This is a genomic window from Pseudomonas putida, assembly GCF_003228315.1.
GTDB lineage: Bacteria > Pseudomonadota > Gammaproteobacteria > Pseudomonadales > Pseudomonadaceae > Aquipseudomonas > Aquipseudomonas putida_S.
In genome coordinates this window covers 3,753,416-3,771,133 of record NZ_CP029693.1, presented here as the reverse complement: position 1 = coordinate 3,771,133, position 17,718 = coordinate 3,753,416, and the positions used below count along the sequence as shown (strand labels likewise).

General features: G+C 59.8%; 16 protein-coding genes. 3 read left to right on the top strand and 13 right to left on the bottom strand.

Annotated elements, in window-relative coordinates:
• Positions 1-42 precede the first annotated feature (42 nt).
• Positions 43-633, bottom strand: a complete 591-nt coding sequence (locus DKY63_RS17585) for a fasciclin domain-containing protein (RefSeq protein WP_110965233.1) — start codon at positions 631-633, stop codon at positions 43-45.
• A gap of 309 nt (positions 634-942) precedes the next feature.
• On the opposite strand from DKY63_RS17585, the gene DKY63_RS17580 reads away from it, so the two are divergent.
• A complete protein-coding gene (locus DKY63_RS17580) occupies positions 943-1,509 on the top strand; it encodes a DUF2780 domain-containing protein (RefSeq protein ID WP_110965232.1) in 567 nt (188 codons plus the stop codon).
• Here DKY63_RS17580 and DKY63_RS17575 read toward each other — a convergent pair whose 3' ends face one another.
• Complete coding sequence (locus DKY63_RS17575; protein WP_110965231.1) at positions 1,510-2,397, bottom strand: acyltransferase; 888 nt, start codon at positions 2,395-2,397, stop codon at positions 1,510-1,512.
• Positions 2,398-2,669: 272 nt separating this feature from the next.
• Between DKY63_RS17575 and DKY63_RS17570 the strand changes: the two genes are divergently transcribed.
• Entirely contained in the window at positions 2,670-3,170 is a 501-nt protein-coding gene (locus DKY63_RS17570; protein WP_110965230.1) for an ATP-dependent zinc protease family protein, read from the top strand.
• A gap of 6 nt (positions 3,171-3,176) precedes the next feature.
• Here the strand turns inward: DKY63_RS17570 and DKY63_RS17565 are convergent, their stop codons facing one another.
• The 10 genes from DKY63_RS17565 to DKY63_RS17520 form a co-directional block, all read right to left on the bottom strand.
• Positions 3,177-4,076 carry an RHS repeat-associated core domain-containing protein gene (locus DKY63_RS17565; protein WP_110965229.1) on the bottom strand — a complete coding sequence of 300 codons (900 nt, stop codon included), beginning with the start codon at positions 4,074-4,076 and terminating at the stop codon, positions 3,177-3,179.
• A gap of 597 nt (positions 4,077-4,673) precedes the next feature.
• On the bottom strand, positions 4,674-5,306 hold the full coding sequence (locus DKY63_RS17560) for an RHS repeat-associated core domain-containing protein (RefSeq protein ID WP_110965228.1): 633 nt from the start codon (positions 5,304-5,306) through the stop codon (positions 4,674-4,676).
• 102 nt (positions 5,307-5,408) lie between these two features.
• On the bottom strand, positions 5,409-6,038 hold the full coding sequence (locus tag DKY63_RS17555; RefSeq protein ID WP_110965227.1) for a glutathione S-transferase: 630 nt from the start codon (positions 6,036-6,038) through the stop codon (positions 5,409-5,411).
• 220 nt (positions 6,039-6,258) lie between these two features.
• Positions 6,259-6,438 (bottom strand): hypothetical protein, encoded by a 180-nt coding sequence (locus DKY63_RS17550; RefSeq protein WP_110965226.1) that lies wholly within the window; start codon positions 6,436-6,438, stop codon positions 6,259-6,261.
• A complete protein-coding gene (locus tag DKY63_RS17545) occupies positions 6,435-7,565 on the bottom strand; it encodes a PepSY-associated TM helix domain-containing protein (protein ID WP_110965225.1) in 1,131 nt (376 codons plus the stop codon). The genes DKY63_RS17550 and DKY63_RS17545 overlap by 4 nt, the downstream gene beginning before the upstream one ends.
• Before the next feature lie 72 nt (positions 7,566-7,637).
• Complete coding sequence (locus DKY63_RS17540) at positions 7,638-10,061, bottom strand: TonB-dependent siderophore receptor (RefSeq protein ID WP_110965224.1); 2,424 nt, start codon at positions 10,059-10,061, stop codon at positions 7,638-7,640.
• 234 nt (positions 10,062-10,295) lie between these two features.
• Positions 10,296-11,270, bottom strand: a complete 975-nt coding sequence (locus tag DKY63_RS17535; RefSeq protein WP_110965223.1) for a FecR domain-containing protein — start codon at positions 11,268-11,270, stop codon at positions 10,296-10,298.
• Positions 11,267-11,785 carry an RNA polymerase sigma factor gene (locus DKY63_RS17530; RefSeq protein ID WP_110965222.1) on the bottom strand — a complete coding sequence of 173 codons (519 nt, stop codon included), beginning with the start codon at positions 11,783-11,785 and terminating at the stop codon, positions 11,267-11,269. Before DKY63_RS17530 ends, DKY63_RS17535 begins: the two co-directional genes overlap by 4 nt.
• Before the next feature lie 221 nt (positions 11,786-12,006).
• Positions 12,007-12,714, bottom strand: a complete 708-nt coding sequence (locus DKY63_RS17525) for a 3'-5' exonuclease (protein ID WP_110965221.1) — start codon at positions 12,712-12,714, stop codon at positions 12,007-12,009.
• Between the two features lie 10 nt (positions 12,715-12,724).
• Positions 12,725-14,659, bottom strand: coding sequence for a putative nucleotidyltransferase substrate binding domain-containing protein (locus DKY63_RS17520; protein ID WP_343327502.1), 1,935 nt, complete (start codon positions 14,657-14,659; stop codon positions 12,725-12,727).
• Between the two features lie 260 nt (positions 14,660-14,919).
• Between DKY63_RS17520 and DKY63_RS17515 the strand changes: the two genes are divergently transcribed.
• Positions 14,920-15,366: a response regulator gene (locus tag DKY63_RS17515; protein WP_110965219.1), complete on the top strand. Its 447-nt coding sequence runs from the start codon at positions 14,920-14,922 to the stop codon at positions 15,364-15,366.
• 147 nt (positions 15,367-15,513) lie between these two features.
• On the opposite strand, the gene DKY63_RS17510 is transcribed toward DKY63_RS17515, so the two are convergent.
• Positions 15,514-17,691, bottom strand: coding sequence for a malate synthase G (locus DKY63_RS17510; protein ID WP_110965218.1), 2,178 nt, complete (start codon positions 17,689-17,691; stop codon positions 15,514-15,516).
• Between the last annotated feature and the right edge of the window lie 27 nt (positions 17,692-17,718).

Below are 17,718 nucleotides of genomic sequence, written 5' to 3'. Positions count from 1 at the left end.
GAAAAACCCGCCGACCCCGATGCGCGGGGTCGGCGGCGCGGTTCAGCTCTTTGGCATCAGCACTTTGTCGATGACCTGTATCACGCCATTGGACTGGTACACGTCATAGGTGGTGATGTCGGCCACATCGCCTTTTTCATCCTTGATGGTGATGTTGTGCGGGCCGTTCATCATCGCCCACAGCTTGCCGCCAGCGACGGTGGTCAGTTCGGTCTTGCCGCCACCGGCCTTGATCTTCTCGGCGAGGGTGGCCATGTCGAGTTTGCCGGCGACCACGTGGTAGGTGAGGACCTTGGTCAGGGTGGCCTTGTTTTCCGGTTTGAGCAGGGTATCGACGGTACCGGCGGGGAGGGCTGCGAAGGCTGAGTTGACCGGTGCGAACACGGTGAACGGACCTTTGCCCTTGAGGGTATCGACCAGTCCGGCGGCTTTAACGGCGGCGACCAGGGTGGTGTGGTCGGCGGAGTTGACGGCGTTGTCGACGATGTCCTTGCTCGGCAGCATGGCCTGACCGCCCACCGTCACGCTGTCATGGCTCATGGTTGCCGCTTGCACGGTGCTCAGGGCGAAGCCGCCAAGGGCCAGGGTCAGCAGGCTGGCAATCAACGGGGTTTTGATCGAAGTGCGTTTCATGGTGGTGATCCTCGGGTGGGGAATCGGCCAGGAATGTCTGTCCGTGATTGATATACGGGCGTGGGGCGGGATTGGATGCAGCGACCGGAAAATATTGTGTAGAGCCCGATTCCTGTAGGAGCGAGCCTGCTCGCGATGGTCGTCAACGAAAACGCGTATTACCTGAATCAACGCGTTGCCCTTGAGTGCATCGCGAGCAGGCTCGCTCCTACAGGGGATGGGTGGTTGGGAACAATCCCTGGGCACGCCAGTCCAACACACAGTTTTTCGCCGCCCATTCTCGGGCGGTTTTTCATTGAGGGTGTCTGGATGAAGATTTCACGCGGTTTTGCACTGGCATCGCTCATGACCCTGGCGGCCAGCCCGGTGTTTGCCCAGTTCAGCCTGAGCGATGCGGCCAATGCCATTTCCGGTATGAAAGGCCAAAACGCGGCCACGGAGGCGGCGCCGACCGCCGAGACCGCCGACTTGCTGGGCGCGCTGACCGAGTTGAACATCACCCCGCAACAGGCCGTCGGCGGTGCCGGGGCGATGCTCGGGTTGGCCAAGAATCAGTTGAGTTCGACCGACTACTCGGAACTGGCCAAGAGCGTGCCGGGCCTCGACATTCTCTCGGGCGGCGGGGAGTTGGGCGCGCTTGCTGGGTTGCTCGGTTCCACCGGCCAGGCAGCCGGACTGAACAATGCCCTGGGTAACATCAAGGACACCAATGACCTGAACAATGCCTTCAGTACCCTGGGCATGGACACCGGCATGGTAGGCCTGTTTGCCCCGGTGATCCTGCAGTACCTCGGTCAGCAGGGTGTGACCGGTTCGCTGCTGCAAAGTCTGGGCGGGATCTGGGGCACCGGTGCGGGCGCAGTCACCGGCAGTTGATCAACGGCGCTCGGCGCGCAACGCGTCGATGCGCGAGTCCTTTTCGGTCCAGAGTTGGTTGACCCAGTTCTGGACCGTTTCACGAAATGCCGGATCGTTTTCGTAGTCGCCCTGCCACAGCGCCGGGTCGAGTTCGCGGGTCTTGATGTCGATGATGATTCTCGGCACGTTGCCGCTGAGCAAATCCCAGAACCCCGGAATCTTCTGCTGCGGATACACCACCGTCACGTCGAGGATGGCATCGAGCTGTTCACCCATCGCCGCCAGCACAAACGCCACGCCGCCGGCCTTGGGCTTGAGCAGATGGGTAAACGGCGACTGTTGTTGAGCGCGCTTGGCTTCAGTGAAGCGCGTGCCTTCCAGATAATTGACCACGGTCACCGGCTGGCGCTTGAACAGCTCGCAAGCCTGCTTGGTGATTTCCAGGTCCTTGCCCGCCAATTCCGGGTGCTTGGCCAGAAACGCCTTGGAGTAACGCTTCATGAACGGGTAATCCAGCGCCCACCACGCCAGGCCCAGGAACGGCACCCAGATCAGCTCTTTCTTGAGGAAGAATTTGAAGAACGGCGTGCGTCGGTTCAGCGTCTGGATCAACGCCGGGATATCGACCCAGGATTGGTGGTTGCTGATCACCAGATAAGAAGTGTCACGCCGCAGTTCGTCACCGCCGCGAATGTCCCATTGGGTGGGGATGCACAGGCGGAAGATCAGTTTGTCGATTTCCGACCAGGTTTCGGCGATCCACATCACTGCCCATGAGGCGTAATCGCGAAAGCGGCCGGGCAGGACCAGTTTGAGCAGGGCGAAGATCATCAACGGGCCGATCAGGACCAGGGTGTTGAGCAGGAGCAGCAGGGTGACGAAACTGCCGGTGAGCAGGCGGCGCATAGGCAACTCTTGAAAACGTTTGGGCGCGCCATGATAAGTGGCTTCGGGCGGCAGGCCAAATCGGGGGTGACGAATGTTTCACTTTCTGACCGTTATTCTTCTGGTATCGATCGTTCCCACGCTCTGCGTGGGAATGCCTCAACGGACGCTCTGCGTTCGGCTTGGGATGGGACGCAGAGCGTCCCGGGCTGCATTCCCACGCAGAGCGTGGGAACGATCTATTGAACAACGGTCTAAAATCCCGCTGCCCCTCTCTCAAGGACAACGATCAAGTGAAATCCCTCCTCGCCCTGCTGTCCCTCATTGCCCTGCCGGTCCTGGCCGCCGAGCCCACCCTCTACGGCCGCTACGAATACATTGCCCTGCCGGAAATCGGCGGCGAAGTGCTCAAGGCCAAGATGGACACCGGCGCCCTGACCGCCTCGCTCTCCGCCAAGGACATCGAAACCTTCACCCGCGATGGCGAAGACTGGGTGCGTTTCCGTCTGGCCACCAAGGATGCGAGCAACAAGGTCTACGAACACAAGATTGCGCGGATCAGCAAGATCAAGACGCGTTCTGAGGAGGATGACGAAGAAGTCGCTGCGCCAACCAAGCGGCCGGTGGTTGACCTGGAGTTGTGCTTGGGCAACGTCAAGCGTACGGTTGAGGTGAATTTGACGGATCGCAGCAGTTTTAACTATCCGCTGTTGATTGGGGCGAAGGCGTTGCGTGAGTTTGGCGCGGCGGTGAATCCGGCGAGAAGATTTACGGCGGATAAGCCGGATTGCTGATGCAGTCTAAAACGGGGCTTCAAATGAATTAAGGCGGATTGACTTTTGTTTGCTTTGGACGGCTTTTATGGAAATTGAAGTGTATGCAGATTCTTTAATGATTATTTGTATATGATCATTTAGTGAGGGGTTAAGTTCGGTATTTATAATGTAGTCTCGGCCGAGCTTAAGGGTGTTAAAGTTTTTTATATAAACGCCATACACTTGAGGTGTGCTGGTTTCTGCTCGTTTTGAAGTGCTGGCCCATCCTGCGGCCGATTTGTAGTCTGGTGTCAAATAGAATCCTCGGCCACTGTCAACGCCATTTCTTTGCCCCATAAATTCGCCTTTCAAGCCTGTGCTTAAACTGTTGGCGTGTTCTTTTGTTGAACCGTGATAACCAATTAAGTCATATTTTGTTGAGTCAGTGTTTTTTCGTTTGGTTGATAGTGACGCGTCGTACGTGTCGGATAGCTTTCTCCTTGGAGTAGCCGGTGTAGCTTTCGGCGCGGTAATTTTGCTTGTTGTTTTCATTCCGAGATTAGAGGGGCGCGGTGGAGGGGCGGGAGGGGCCATAAGAAATTTTAAAGTCATATGTCCTGTTGGATCGTTTTGATTAATGGGATCACCCGTGCAATATGAATATGCGTTGATTCCTCCCTCCCCAAACGGACTCAAACTATCCGGACAGATAAACCGCATCAAAACCGCACTAAACGGCCGATACCCATTCCCCAAATGATAATGCCCGGTCAGTGGGTCCATCAGTTCCCCGTTGAACCCAAGCAGGCTGAGCAAACCACCGAGGGGTCGATGGCCATAGGGTGTATAGGCGATGGGATGAGCGCGATTCGCATCAAGGACGTTCAGCACCGAGTTCTGTTGATCGGTCCCCAACAGAAAGGTTTTGCTTGAACGCGTAGGCATTGGCTGAGCTCCGAGCAAGGTCTATGAATCTGGAGCCTTAGCATCGGAGTTTTCTCAGCCATTGCCTACTATCAGAACTGCTAGTCCATGGCCCTCGGCGGCTTCAAACCTTCGGCATCGTCGCAATCATCGGGGCCGCTGGCTCACCTTGAAATTATTGGAGCGTTGGAATGAGCAGGTTGGAGGGGGAGCGGGAGGATTAGGAAGTGGGGAAACTATTGGCGAGAAATGACAGAAAGTTTGTTTTTATCGTATAAAGCTGCTGAATTTATAAGCGCTTCAGCAATATAGTTCTCCGGTATTCACGCTAGATAAGCGAGACAAGAGATCCATAGATACGCAAAGCTAGGCTTTTGAAAAAAATCATCCGGTATGGATTTTCGTGTTTCTTATTGCATCTCTATATGATGGTGGTGAAGGATAGATTTTTTTGGAAAGTGCTTCTGGGTAACTTGGTGGCTTTTTTTTGAGTATCGAATTTAAATAGTCTTCCACTCGGCTATTTATGTCTTGAGTTTGGCTTACAAATTCACTGAAATATTGCTGTTTTGTCGGGTTGGAGAGAGTTAATGCTGCTCCGATGTCGATTTGTGTTATTTATCTTTTTGTTAGTTTTTTCATTGTTTTTTCTAGAATGGGTATTGATGATTTATTTGCTGGTGGTATTGGAGTCGTAAATTCTTGGAACTCTGGCATATTGTTAATCAGGTATTCATAAGGTTTAACGTTTGATTTTTTCGCGAGTTTGGAGATTTTGTCCTCGCCACCTAATGAAGTGAGCGATTTCTGTAAAGACTTAATTGTCGTGTTAGAAAGTTTTTGGGTCGGGTGGAATTCTGTTTTGGTGATGGCAAGGTTTTGTTTTAAGCCTTCAGTTAATGAGTTAAACCAGGCTCGGCCATTAGGGTCTTGCCTGTTAATCGGGTCTCCCCCGCAATAGGCATATGTGTTTAAGCCGCCTTTTCCAAATGGGCTCAAACTATCCGGACTTAAAAACCGCATCAATACCGGGCTGTACATTCGATACCCATTGCCCAGCGAATACCAGCCTGTCATCGCCTCCCGAAATACGCCATTAAATCGAAGCTGACTTTGTGAGTCATCGCCCGTTGGGCTATCACCGTAGGGCGTGTAGTCAATGGCATGATTGTTGGTCGCGTCGACAACGCCGAGCACCGAACCTGAATGACTGGTTGCTAGCAGGAGTGTTTTGCGAGATTGCGTAGACATTGGCCGATCTCCGACTCTGGATCCCAAAGGGCGGTATCAGTGTCGGAGATACTTGAGCTTCTGCCTACTATCAGAACTGCTAGTCCTTTGACCTCGCAGGCCTCAAACCTTCGGCATCGTAGCAATCATCGAAGGCCGCTGGCTCACTTCGAAATACCACGCCGCCAACTGCGGATTCGCCTCGCGCCATTCCAGGTCCGGGTGGCGCAGATCCACATAACCCAACGCACAGGCCACGCTGATCGCCGCCACGTCGAAATGGCAGGTCAGTTCGGCAATCGCGCCTTTTTCCAGCAGTGCCAGGGTGCGGCGGATTTTGTCGCGTTGGCCGTCCAGCCACTTGTCCCAGTGTTTTTCCGGGGCGCGCAGGGCGACTTCGTAGCGCACCAGCACGGCGGCGTCCATGATGCCGTCGGCCATCGAAGCCAGGGTCAGGCGGCGCCAGCGGGCGGAGCCTTCGCGGGGGATCAGCGGGTTGCCGACGTGTTGGTGGTCGAGGTATTCGAGGATCACCCGGCTGTCGTGGATGACGTTGCCATCGGCCAGACGCAGGGCCGGGATTTTGCTCAGGGGGTTGTCGTCGATCAGGGCCTGGTCCGGATCGACGGGAGTGAGTACGCAGTTCTGCAGGGCCACGCGGTCCTGCTGACCGGTTTCGTGCAGCAGCACCATGACTTTGCGGACGAAGGGCGAGAGGGAGTTGTGGTACAGGGTCATGCTCGGGGCGGACATGGCGGGGTCTCGGTCGGTGGCGGAGTCGGGCCAGCATAGCGCGTCAATGCGATTGCTCAACACCACTAAAAAACACGGAACCCCCTGTAGGAGCGAGCCTGCTCGCGATGGTCGCCAACGATGACGTTGGCGGCCTGACACCCCGAGGCGTTCTCAGGTGCATCGCGAGCATGCTCGCTCCTACAGGGGGGGCGATGGCGTTGCGGGTTTTGTGTATGGTTCAGCGGCTCTGCAGCAGGCCGCGCAGGGCGAGGACGGCGGGGATGCCCAGGCCCAGCCAGCTCAGCGCATCCCAGACGCCATCGCCCAGCAGCGCGGCGAACAGCCCTGCCGCGGTGAACAGGGCGATGACGGTGGGGGTGCCGAAGACCTTCCAGAAGTTCGACTGCCTCGGTTTCATGCCAGGCTCTCCGCTTTTTCCAGCACGGGTTTCGTCGCCTTGCGCCGAACCACCCACAGGTAAACGCCGCTGCCGAGGACGATGATGGTCAGCCCATCCAGGGTCGCCCAGAGGATTTTCATCGGCATGCCGCCGTAGTCACCAAAATGCAGCGGTTGGGACATGCCCATGGCGTCCATGTACCAGGGGCGCTCGGCCACCGCGGTGACTTGCAGCGTGCTGGCATCGATCAATACCGGTGTCAGCAGGTGCGAGGTCAGGTGGGTGCTGCCTTTCATGAACACCGCGTAATGGTGCTCGCTGGAAAAACGTGTGCCGGGGAAGGCGATGAAGTCGGGCTGCATGCCCGGTGCAACTTCCCCGGCGATGTCCAGCAGGCGAGTCGCCGGCGCCAGTTGTGTCAGCGGTGGAGCGTCGCGGTAAGGCGCGACCATGGCGCTGAGGCTGTCGTTGCGCCAGGCCGCGATTATCAGGTCGGCACAGGCACTGATCACACCGGTCACTCCGACCACCAGCGCCCAGGTCAGGGTCACCACGCCAATCAGGTTATGCAGGTCGAGCCAGCGCAGGCGGGTGGATTTGTCCTGGCGTACGGTGGCAAATTTCAGGCGGCGCATGAACGGCAGGTACAGCACCGTGCCGGAGATAATCGCGACGACGAACAGCAGGCCCATGAACGCCAGCAACAGCTTGCCCGGCAGCCCGGCGAACATGTCCACGTGCAGGCGCAGCATGGTCATCATGAAACCGCCGTTGGCCGACGGGGTTTCCAGCGCTTCGCCGGTGCGGGCGTCGAGCATGAAGGTGTGGGACGAGTTCGGCTCGGTGCCGGCGGTCGCCGCCATGATGGTCAGCACGGCATTGGGCTCGTCGTCCTCGAAGCCGAAGTACTGCATGACCTCGCCAGGGCGATGTTTCTCGGCTGCCGCCACCAGTTGCTGCAAATTCAGGCGCGGGGTGTCCGCCGGCATTTCCTTCACTTCAGGTGCATCGCCCAGCAGGTGGTCGATCTCATGGTGGAAGATCAACGGCAGGCCGGTCAGTGCCAGCAGCAGCAAAAACACCGTGCAGATGAGGCTGGTCCAGGTGTGGACGAAGGACCAGCGGCGAATTGTTTTACTTTTCATTTCATAGCCTCCAGAAATACCAAAGCCGTCCACGAAGGACGGCCTGGGTACCGGGCGTGTCAGATCAAGCCGTTACCACTTGTAGGTGGCACTGGCGACAACGCTGCGTTCGTCGCCGTAGTAGCAGTAGAAACCGTCGCAGGTGGACAGGTAGTCCTTGTCGAACAGGTTGGTCGCGTTGACGGCCAGCGACGCACCTTTGAGGCTGTTGTCCAGGCGACCGAGGTCGTAGTGGACCGCCGCGTCGAACACGGTATAGGCATCGGCCTTGCCCAGTTCGGTGTTGGCCTGGTCGCCATAGGTGTTGCCGGTGTAGCGAACGCCGCCGCCGATGCCGAAACCGTCCAGCACGCCGTTGTGCCAGGTGTAATCAGCCCACGCCGAGGCGGTCTGGTTCGGCATCAGTTGCAGGCGATTGCCCTTGAACGCGCCGTCTTGCACTTCGGATTTGGCCAGGGTGTAGGCGGCGGTCAGCTTTAGGTTTTCAGTCACGTCGGAGACGGCTTCCAGCTCCAGGCCCTTGACCTTCACTTCACCGGTCTGGCTGGTGACCGGAATGCCACCGATGTTGTTGGTGACCGAGACATTTTTCTGGGTCAGGTCATACACCGCGGCGGTCAGCAAGGTGTTGCTGCCCGGTGGCTGGTACTTGATACCCAGTTCCCACTGATTGCCTTCGGTCGGCTTGAACGATTCGGTGGTGGAGGTATCGGCATTGCTCGCCGGCTGGAACGACTCGGCGTAGGACAGGTACGGCACGAAACCGTTGTCGAACACGTAGCTGATCGCCGCGTTGCCGCTGAAGTTCTTGTTGCGGTCGGTGTTGGTGGCATCGCCCTTGTTGAAGAACTTGGTGCTGGTGTGAACCCAGTCTTCACGACCACCCAGGGTCAGGCGCCATTGATCCAGCGCCATCTGGTCCTGAACGTACAGGCCGGTCTGGTAGGTTTTCTGGTCGTAGTCGTAGAAGGCCGACGAACGCGGCGGACGCACGATTGGCAGGCCATAGATCGGGTTGTTGACGTTGGTGGTCAGGCCGTCACCGAAGATCGAGGTGTAATTGGTGTTGGTGCGCTGGTGATCGAGACCGATCAACAGGGTGTGCTGGATGTCGCCGGTGGCGAAGTCACCCTGCATGTTGTTGTCCACGGCGAACTGACTGATGTCTTCGTCGGTGGTGGTGCTGGTGCGACCCACGTTGCCGTTGGCATCGACCTGGGTGAACGGGTAGGCGCCAGGGGTCAGGGCCTGGAAGGACAGGTCCGACTTGGTGTAGCGCAGGTTCTGACGGAACTGCCAGGTATCGTTCAAGCGATGCTCAAAGGCGTAGCCCAGTGCGTAGTAAGTGCGGTCGTAGAATTCCCAGTCCGGGTCGCCCAGGTTCTTGTGGTGGGAGATATCGCCCAGTGGCGAATGGATCTTGGTGCCCTGGATCGGACGGAACTGGCTGGTGATGCCGGTATCGTCGCGGGTGAATTGGGTGAGCAGGGTCAGCCTGGTGTCGTCGTCGATGTTCCAGGTCAGGCTCGGCGCGATGTTGTAGCGCTTGTCGTCGATATGGTCGATGGGCGTGCCGCCATCGCGCACCACACCGCTGAGGCCGTAGAGGAACTGGCCTTCATCGTCGATCTTGCCGGTGCTGGCGAAGTTGATCTGGCGATGGTTGTCGCTGCCGTATTGCAGCTGGACCTCATTGCTGGCTTCGGCGCTTGGTCGGCGGCTGACCATGTCCAGCAAGCCACCCGGCGGGGTCTGGCCATAGACGGACGAGGCCGGGCCACGCAGCACGGCCAGGCGATCGAGGTTCCAGGTTTCCTGCTTCGGGTTGGCATAGACGCCTTTTGGCAGCGGCAGGCCATCGAGGAATTGGGTCGGTTCGAAACCCCGTACACGCAACCAGTCGGCACGGGTGTCGCTGCCGAAGCTGGCGCCGGTGGTGCCCGGCAGGTAGCGCACGGCGGCGTCGAGGGTGTGGACGTTGCGATCGTCCATCTGCTCACGGGTCACGACCGAAATCGAGCGAGGAGCTTCGACCAGTGCGGTGTCGGTCTTGGTGCCGGCAGCGGTGCGCTTGGCGAGATAACCGGTTGTCGGGCCCCAGGCGCTTTCGGTGTTGTCGGCGCCGATCACGCTGGTCGCCGGCAGGGCCAGTGTGCCTTCGGGCACGGCCACCAGGGTGTAGGTGCCTCCGCTTTGCTCCAGTTGCAGGCCGGTGCCGCGCAGTGCTTCACGCAGGGCGCCGGCGGCGTCGAACTGGCCATTGACCGGTGCGGAAGTCTTGCCCGCTGCCAGCGACGGGTTCAGCGATAGCGCGAGACCGGCCTGGCTGGCGATCTGGTTCAGGGTACTGGCCAACGGCGCGGCCGGCAGGTTGTAGGCGCGAACGCTTGACGCCTGCTCGGCGGCGATCAGTTGGCTGCTGACCACAGGGGTGCAAAGGGCAATGGCGACCGCCAGCAAACTGGGGCGCAACAAGGTGTCTAGCGAACGGGACATACAGCGGCTCCTGAAAGTGAATACTTCTCAATTGCCTAGGTGCCGGACGAGATTCGAAAAGTGATAGGGCTGGATGAAAATAATTTCGATTCAGCAATTTTAGTGGGGCTGATGGCCTCATCGCGGGCAAGCCTTGCTCCTACAGGATTTGTGTCGTTCACAAAATCTGCGAACGACACAAATCCTGTAGGAGCAAGGCTTGCCCGCGATGGCGTCAGTCCAAACGCCATCAAATCAGGGTTTGGCCTCAGTCTTCGCCGCCACCGTCACCCACCATTTCGTGTGCTGTTCGATCTGCACCGGCAGGGTGGGCAGCAGGGCGTTGAGGGCCAGGTTGGTGTCCTTGAGAGGGAAGCTGCCGGTGATGCGCAAATCGGCGACGTCCGGTGTTACGCCCAGGTGTCCCGGGCGATAGCGACCGAGTTCGTGAACCAGATCCTCCAGTCGCGTGTTGTCCACCACCAGCATTCCCCGGGTCCAGGCGTCTGCGCCGGCGTTCACCGCCAGGATCGGGCCGAGGCCGTCGTTGCGGATCAGCACCTGCTGGCCTTCGCGCAGAATCTGCTCTTGCTGGTTTGATTCCGGGTGGGCGGCCACGGCCGATTGCAGCACGCTCAGGCGTGTGCCCTGTTCCTCGCGCTTGACCAGAAACCTTGTGCCCAGTGCCCGCATGCTGCCTTCGCGGGTTTCGACGATGAACGGCCGGGCATCGCCGTGACCGGTTTCGACGAGGATTTCCCCTTCCTGCAGCACGATCAGCCGTTGCTTCTCGTCGAAGCGCACGTCCAGGGCACTGTGGGTATTGAGGTTGATCAGGGTGCCGTCGGTCAGGCGAATGATGCGTTGCTCGCCGGTGGCGGTGCGTTGGTCCGCGAGCCAGTAGTTCACCGGCAGATAGTGCTCGCCGGCAAACAACGCCAAGCCAATCACCGCGACCACGCTGGCGACACCGCTGCCCAGCTTGCGCACCCGGCGGCGGATGCCTTCACGCGATTGCAACAGGGCGGTGCGGGCCGGGCCGCTGGCGACGCTGAAACGCTGGTCGAGCATGCCCAGCTGGCGCCAGGCGCGCGCGTGTTCTTCGTGGGCGGCGTGCCATTTGGCGAACTCTTCGCGTTCCACCGGATTGGCCGAATCCAGGGACAATTGCCAGGCGATGGCGGCATCGAGTACCCGCGCCGACACCGGTTGGGAGCTGACCGGGGTCATGTCGGCTCTCCGTACAACGCGACGTAGCACTGCCGGATGCCCTGGGCCAGGTACTGACGCACACGGGGTACCGAGACGCCCAGGCGTTCGGCGATTTCCCCGTGGCTGAGGCCGTCCAGACGGTTGTAGAGAAAGGCCGCCCGGGCCTTGCTCGACAGCTGGCCGAGCAGGCGATCGATGTTTTTCAGGTCCTCGAGGATCATTTGCTGCTCTTCCACCGACGGTTGCTCGGCTTCGGGAATCAGCATCAGTTCGGCCAAGTAAGCCTGTTCCAGCGCAGCGCGGCGGAAATAGTCGAACAGCAGGCCCTTGGCGATCGCCACCAGGAACGCCCGGGGTTCGCGCGGCTCCTTGAGGTCGTCCCGGCCCAGCAGGCGCACGAAGGTGTCCTGGCTCAGGTCCTCGGCGCGTTGCGGGCAGGCGACATTGCGCCGAAGCCAGGCCAATAGCCAAGTGCGATGGTCGCGATATAACGCACCGACGAGCTCACTTTGGGGGCTTGGGATTGACGACACGCCGTATCACCGATTGGGAAAGGTTAACTAACGAGAATTGTTCGCGATTGTGTCAGAGGCGCGGGAGGTAAGCAATTGGCGTTGGTCGGGTAGGATTCAGGAGTGGGGCCTGTAAGACCGCGTCATCGTTCATCGCGGGCAAGCCTTGCTCCCACAGGGGGTTGCGCAATCCGTGTGGGAGCAAGGCTTGCCCGCGATGAGGCCGGAACAGGCGACGGAGATCAGAAGGACGGCGTTTGCTGCCGCCTCCGCCACTGGCTCAACCGCTGCTGCAAATTCAACGGGCTGTGAATCTGCTGCTGCCGCGCCCGGCTGAACAGAATCAGCGCCAGTTCGGCAGTGGCCAGGGCGTCGGCGCTGGCGTTGTGGCGTTCGAACACCTGCAGCTTGAACCAGTCGATCCACTCGTCCAGCCCCGCTTCGCGGATGTTGGCCTGCGGGCACAGCAGCGGTGCGATCTCCGCGACATCCAGAAAGGTGTGCTGCAACTTGTAGCCCAGATGCTCTTTGAGGGCGCGGCCGAGCATGTGCTGGTCGAAGGGCGCATGGAAGGCCAGCAGCGGACTGTCGCCGACGAACTCCATGAACTCGAGCAAGGCGTGCGCCGGATCACTGCCATTGGCAATCGCACTGGGCCCCAGGCCGTGAATCAGCACGCTGGGGCCGAGTTTGAGTTCGGCACATTGCAGGGTGCGCTCGAACTGCTGGCTGAAATCGATCGCGCCGTCTTCGATCACCACTGCGCCGATGGACAGCACCCGGTCCTTGTTCAGGTTCAGCCCGGTGGTTTCCAGATCGAGCACGACCCAGCGCTGCTCGCGCAGGCTGCACTCGCTCAGCGGTGGGGCCGCCGGCAAGCGTTGCAGGCGTTGTTGCAGCTCGCCGGGCAGGCTCGGGCCGGTTGGTCGCAGCCATGAAAACAGGCTCATAGCTGATAGCTCATAGTTGATACCGCAGAGCCAGACTGCTTTGCAGGCGCTGGGCCTGGCGCAGGGATTCACGCAGGATGCGCCGGTCCAGATGATTGAGGCTGTCCGGGTCGACACGATTGGAGTAGGGCAGATTCTCTCGGGTCTGTAATTGATGTTGTTGCATGCGGGTCTGCTGGATGAAGTGGTAGGCCTCTTCGTACGCGGCGCCATCGAGCGGTTCAATCACTTCCTTGTCCACCAGCCGGCGGAAACGCTCCAGGGTGTTGTTGGCTTCGATGCCGTGGGCCAGCGCCAGCAAGCGGGCGCCGTCGACGAAGGGCGCCAGACCCTGGATCTTCAGGTCGAGGGTGGCCTTGTCACCGTTTTTGCGGGTCAGCACGAACTCGCGGAAGCGCCCTACGGGCGGACGATTGCGCAGCGCGTTCTCGGCCATCATGCGCTGGAACAGGCGGTTGTCGCCGACCTGATCGAGAATCGCGCGACGCAATTGTTCGCAGCCTTGCTCACTGCCCCAGACCACGCGCAAATCGAAATAGATGCTCGAGCCCAGCAGGTTCTCTGGCGTCGCTTCGCGGATGAACGCGGCAAAGCGCCTCGCCCATTCAACCCGGGACAGGCACAGCTCAGGGTTGCCGGCCATGATGTTGCCCTTGCAAAGCGTGAAGCCGCAAAGCGCCAGGCTCTGATTGATCTGGTGCGCGATGGGCAGCAGCTTGCCGCGAATTTCCGCCGCGTGAGCGGCGTCCCGGGCTTCGAACAGAATGCCGTTGTCCTGGTCGGTGTGCAGCGTCTGCTCGCGGCGGCCTTCGCTGCCGAAGCACAGCCAGCTGAACGGCACGCCGGGGTCGCCTTTTTCCGCCAGGGTCAGTTCGATCACCCGGCTTACGGTGTGGTCGTTGAGCAGGGTGATGATGTGGGTGATCTGCGTCGAAGAGGCGCCGTGGGCGAGCATGCGCTCCACCAGTTGACCGATTTCGCCACGGATCGCCACCAGGTTTTCCACGCGCTGGGCGCTGCGGATGGTGCGGGCCAGGTGCACCAGATCGACCCGTTGCAGGGAGAACAGATCGCGTTCAGAGACGACGCCGCACAGGCGCTGGTCCTTGACCAGGCAGACGTGGGCGATATGGCGCTCGGTCATGGCGATCGCCGCATCGAACGCACTGTGATCCGGGGACAGGTAAAACGGCGCCTGGGTCATGTGGCGCTCGATGGCTTCGGCGAAGTCGCCGGTGCCGTTGGCCACCACCTGACGCAGATCGCGCAGGGTGAAAATCCCCAGCGGTGTCTTCTGTTCGTTGACCACCACGATGCTGCCGACCTGTTGCTCATGCATCAGGGTCACGGCTTCTCGCAGGGGCGTGTCGGGGCTGCAGGTCACCGGATGGCGCATGGCCAAATCGCCCAGGCGGGTATTGAGCGAATACTGGGTGCCCAGGGTTTCCACGGCCTTTTGCTGGACTTGCTGGTTGACCTGATCCAGCAGGCTGCTCACGCCGCGTAGGGCGAAATCACGGAAGGTGTGGGAAATGGCGAAGAGCTTGATGAACGCCAGCTTGTTCAGTTGCAGGCAAAAGGTGTCTTCGGCAGACAGGTGTTCGGTGCGGGTCGCGCGTTCGCCCAGCAGTGCGGCGAGAGGGAAGCATTCGCCGGTGGTGATCTCGAAGGTGGTTTCGGTACCGCCCTTGGCCGAATGCGGGCGCTCGCCCACCACCCGGCCCTGTTTGACGATGTAGAAGTGCTCAACCGGGCCGTCGGCGGGCTTGATGATGCTCTCGCCGGGGGCATAAAAACGCAGCTGACATTGCTCGACCAGGTACGCCAGGTGGGCGTGTTCCATCTGGTTGAAAGGCGGGAAACGCTGGAGGAATTGCAACGTGCCCTGGATGTTCTGCAACACCGCGGTTTTCCCTGCCTGGGTGAAGGCGTCCGCTTTACTCATAACCATTACCGCAGTCTTTTTTGGAGTTGTTGTTGTCGGATGACTCACCCATGGTCGGCCCCTGCGCTCAGGGTGCCCATTGGACGTAAGTCTAGGTAGGCAATGTGTGTGGTGGAATGTCGGAAGAACCCTACTCAAACGCAGGAAATTTCGCTCAGCCCGGCTATTGGAAAATTATCCGACGAAGCGCACATTGAAGGTCTGCTTAGTGATGTCTCACCACTGTGCTAAGGAAACGAATTGAACATGTAGAGAACGCCATGTCCGACCACGATATTTTGAGTGACGCCGAGCGCGAAGCGCTGAGTGCCGTCATGCTGGAACCCGACCTGCCGCCGCAGCGGGTGCTGATCGTAGACGACGACAAGGATGCCCGAGAGTTACTGTCCGAGATCCTCGCCCTGGATGGCATACGCTGCATGACCGCGGCCAGCGGCGAGACCGCACTCAAGATGTTGGAAGAGAAACCTTCGATCGGGCTGGTGATTACCGACCTGCGGATGGGTAATGTCGATGGCCTCGACCTGATCCGCCAGGTGCGCGAGTCGGTGCGGGCGGCGATGCCGTTCATCATTGTCTCGGGTGACGCCGACGTGAAAGACGCCATCGCGGCGATGCATTTGAGCGTGGTGGACTTTCTGCTCAAGCCGATCGATACCGGCAAGTTGCTGGGATTGGTCAAGCATGAGTTGGGGATGGATTTGTGAATAGCCGAAAAGATCGCAGCCTTCGGCAGCTCCTACAAGGGAATGCGATCACCCTGTAGGAGCTGCCGAAGGCTGCGATCTTTTGATCTTATAAAAAAGCCCTGATCGAAAGATCAGGGCTTTTTCATGTCCGGCATCGACGCTCGGTTACAGGCCGTTGGCAGCCTTGAACTCGCGACGACGACGGTGCAGGACCGGCTCGGTGTAGCCGTTCGGCTGCTTGGTGCCTTCGACTACCAATTCAACCGCCGCCTGGAAGGCGATGTTGCTGTCGAAGTTCGGTGCCAGTGGGCGGTACAGCGGGTCGTTGGCGTTCTGACGGTCAACCACCGGCGCCATGCGCTTGAGGCTTTCCATCACCTGAGCTTCGGTGACGATGCCGTGACGCAACCAGTTGGCGATGTGCTGGCTGGAGATACGCAGCGTGGCACGGTCTTCCATCAGGCCGACGTCGTTGATGTCCGGCACTTTCGAGCAGCCGACACCCTGATCGATCCAGCGCACGACATAACCGAGAATGCCCTGGCTGTTGTTGTCCAGTTCGTTCTTGATCTGCTCGGCGGTCCACTGCGGGTTGACCGCCAGCGGGATGGTCAGGATGTCATCCACCGAGGCGTGAGCACGCTTGGCCAGTTCGGCCTGACGGGCGTACACGTCGACCTTGTGGTAGTGCAACGCGTGCAGCGCGGCGGCGGTTGGCGAAGGAACCCAGGCGGTGTTGGCGCCGGCCAGTGGGTGAGCGATTTTCTGTTCGAGCATCGCCGCCATCAGGTCGGGCATCGCCCACATGCCTTTACCGATCTGCGCACGACCTTGCAGGCCGGTGCTCAAACCGATATCGACGTTGGAGTTCTCGTAGGCGCCGATCCATTTCTCCGCCTTCATGTCGGCCTTGCGCACCATCGGGCCGGCTTCCATGGAGGTGTGGATTTCGTCGCCCGTGCGGTCGAGGAAACCGGTGTTGATGAACACCACGCGCTCGCTCGCCGCCTTGATGCAGGCCTTGAGGTTGACCGTGGTACGGCGCTCCTCGTCCATGATCCCGACCTTGAGGGTGTTGCGCGCCAGGCCCAGCACATCTTCGATGCGCCCGAACAGCTCGTTGGTGAACGCCGCTTCTTCAGGGCCGTGCATTTTCGGTTTAACGATGTAGACCGAGCCGGTGCGGGTGTTTTTGCGCGAGGTGTTGCCGTTCAGGTTGTGCATCGCCGCCAGAACAGTCACCAGGCCGTCGAGGATGCCTTCCGGCACTTCGTTGCCGTCCTTGTCGAGGATCGCGTCGATGGTCATCAGGTGACCCACGTTGCGCACGAACAGCAGCGAGCGACCGTGCAGCTTCACTTCACTGCCATCGACCGCGGTGTAGGAGCGGTCGGCGTTCATGGTACGGGTGAAGGTCTTGCCGCCCTTGGCGACTTCTTCCGACAGGTCGCCCTTCATCAGGCCGAGCCAGTTGCGGTAGATCACCACCTTGTCATCGGCATCGACGGCGGCGACGGAGTCTTCGCAGTCCATGATGGTGGTCAGCGCGGCTTCCATCAGGATGTCTTTGACGCCAGCGGCGTCGGTCTGGCCGACCGGGGTGCTGGCATCGATCTGGATTTCGAAATGCAGGCCGTTGTTTTTCAGCAGGATCGCGGTCGGAGCTGAAGCCTCGCCCTGGAAGCCGATCAGTTGCGCGTCGTTGCGCAGGCCGGTGTTGCTGCCACCTTTAAGGGCGACCACCAGTTTGCCGGCGACGATGGAGTAGCGGGTGGAGTCGACGTGGGAGCCGGCGGCCAGTGGCGCGGCTTCGTCGAGGAAGGCGCGGGCGAAGGCGATGACCTTGTCGCCGCGAACCTTGTTGTAGCCTTTGCCTTTTTCCGCGCCGTCAGCTTCGCTGATGGCGTCGGTGCCGTAGAGCGCGTCGTACAGCGAACCCCAGCGGGCGTTCGAAGCATTGAGCGCGAAGCGGGCGTTCATCACCGGGACCACCAGTTGTGGGCCGGCCATGCGGGCGATTTCTTCATCGACGTTTTGCGTCGTAGCCTGGAAATCCGCCGCTTCTGGCAGCAGATAACCGATGTCTTGCAGGAAGGCTTTATAAGCCACGGCGTCGTGTGGTTGACCGGCACGGGACTGGTGCCAGCCGTCGATACGAGCCTGGAAATCATCGCGTTTGGCGAGTAGGGCTTTGTTCTTCGGCGCCAGGTCATGGATGACCTTGTCGGCACCGGCCCAGAACTGGTCGGCGGTGAGGCCGGTTCCGGGAATGGCTTCGTTGTTCACGAAGTCGAACAGGACTTTGGCGACCTGCAGGCCACCGACTTGAACGTGTTCAGTCATTGCTTGCCTCACTCTGCTCAGCTATTT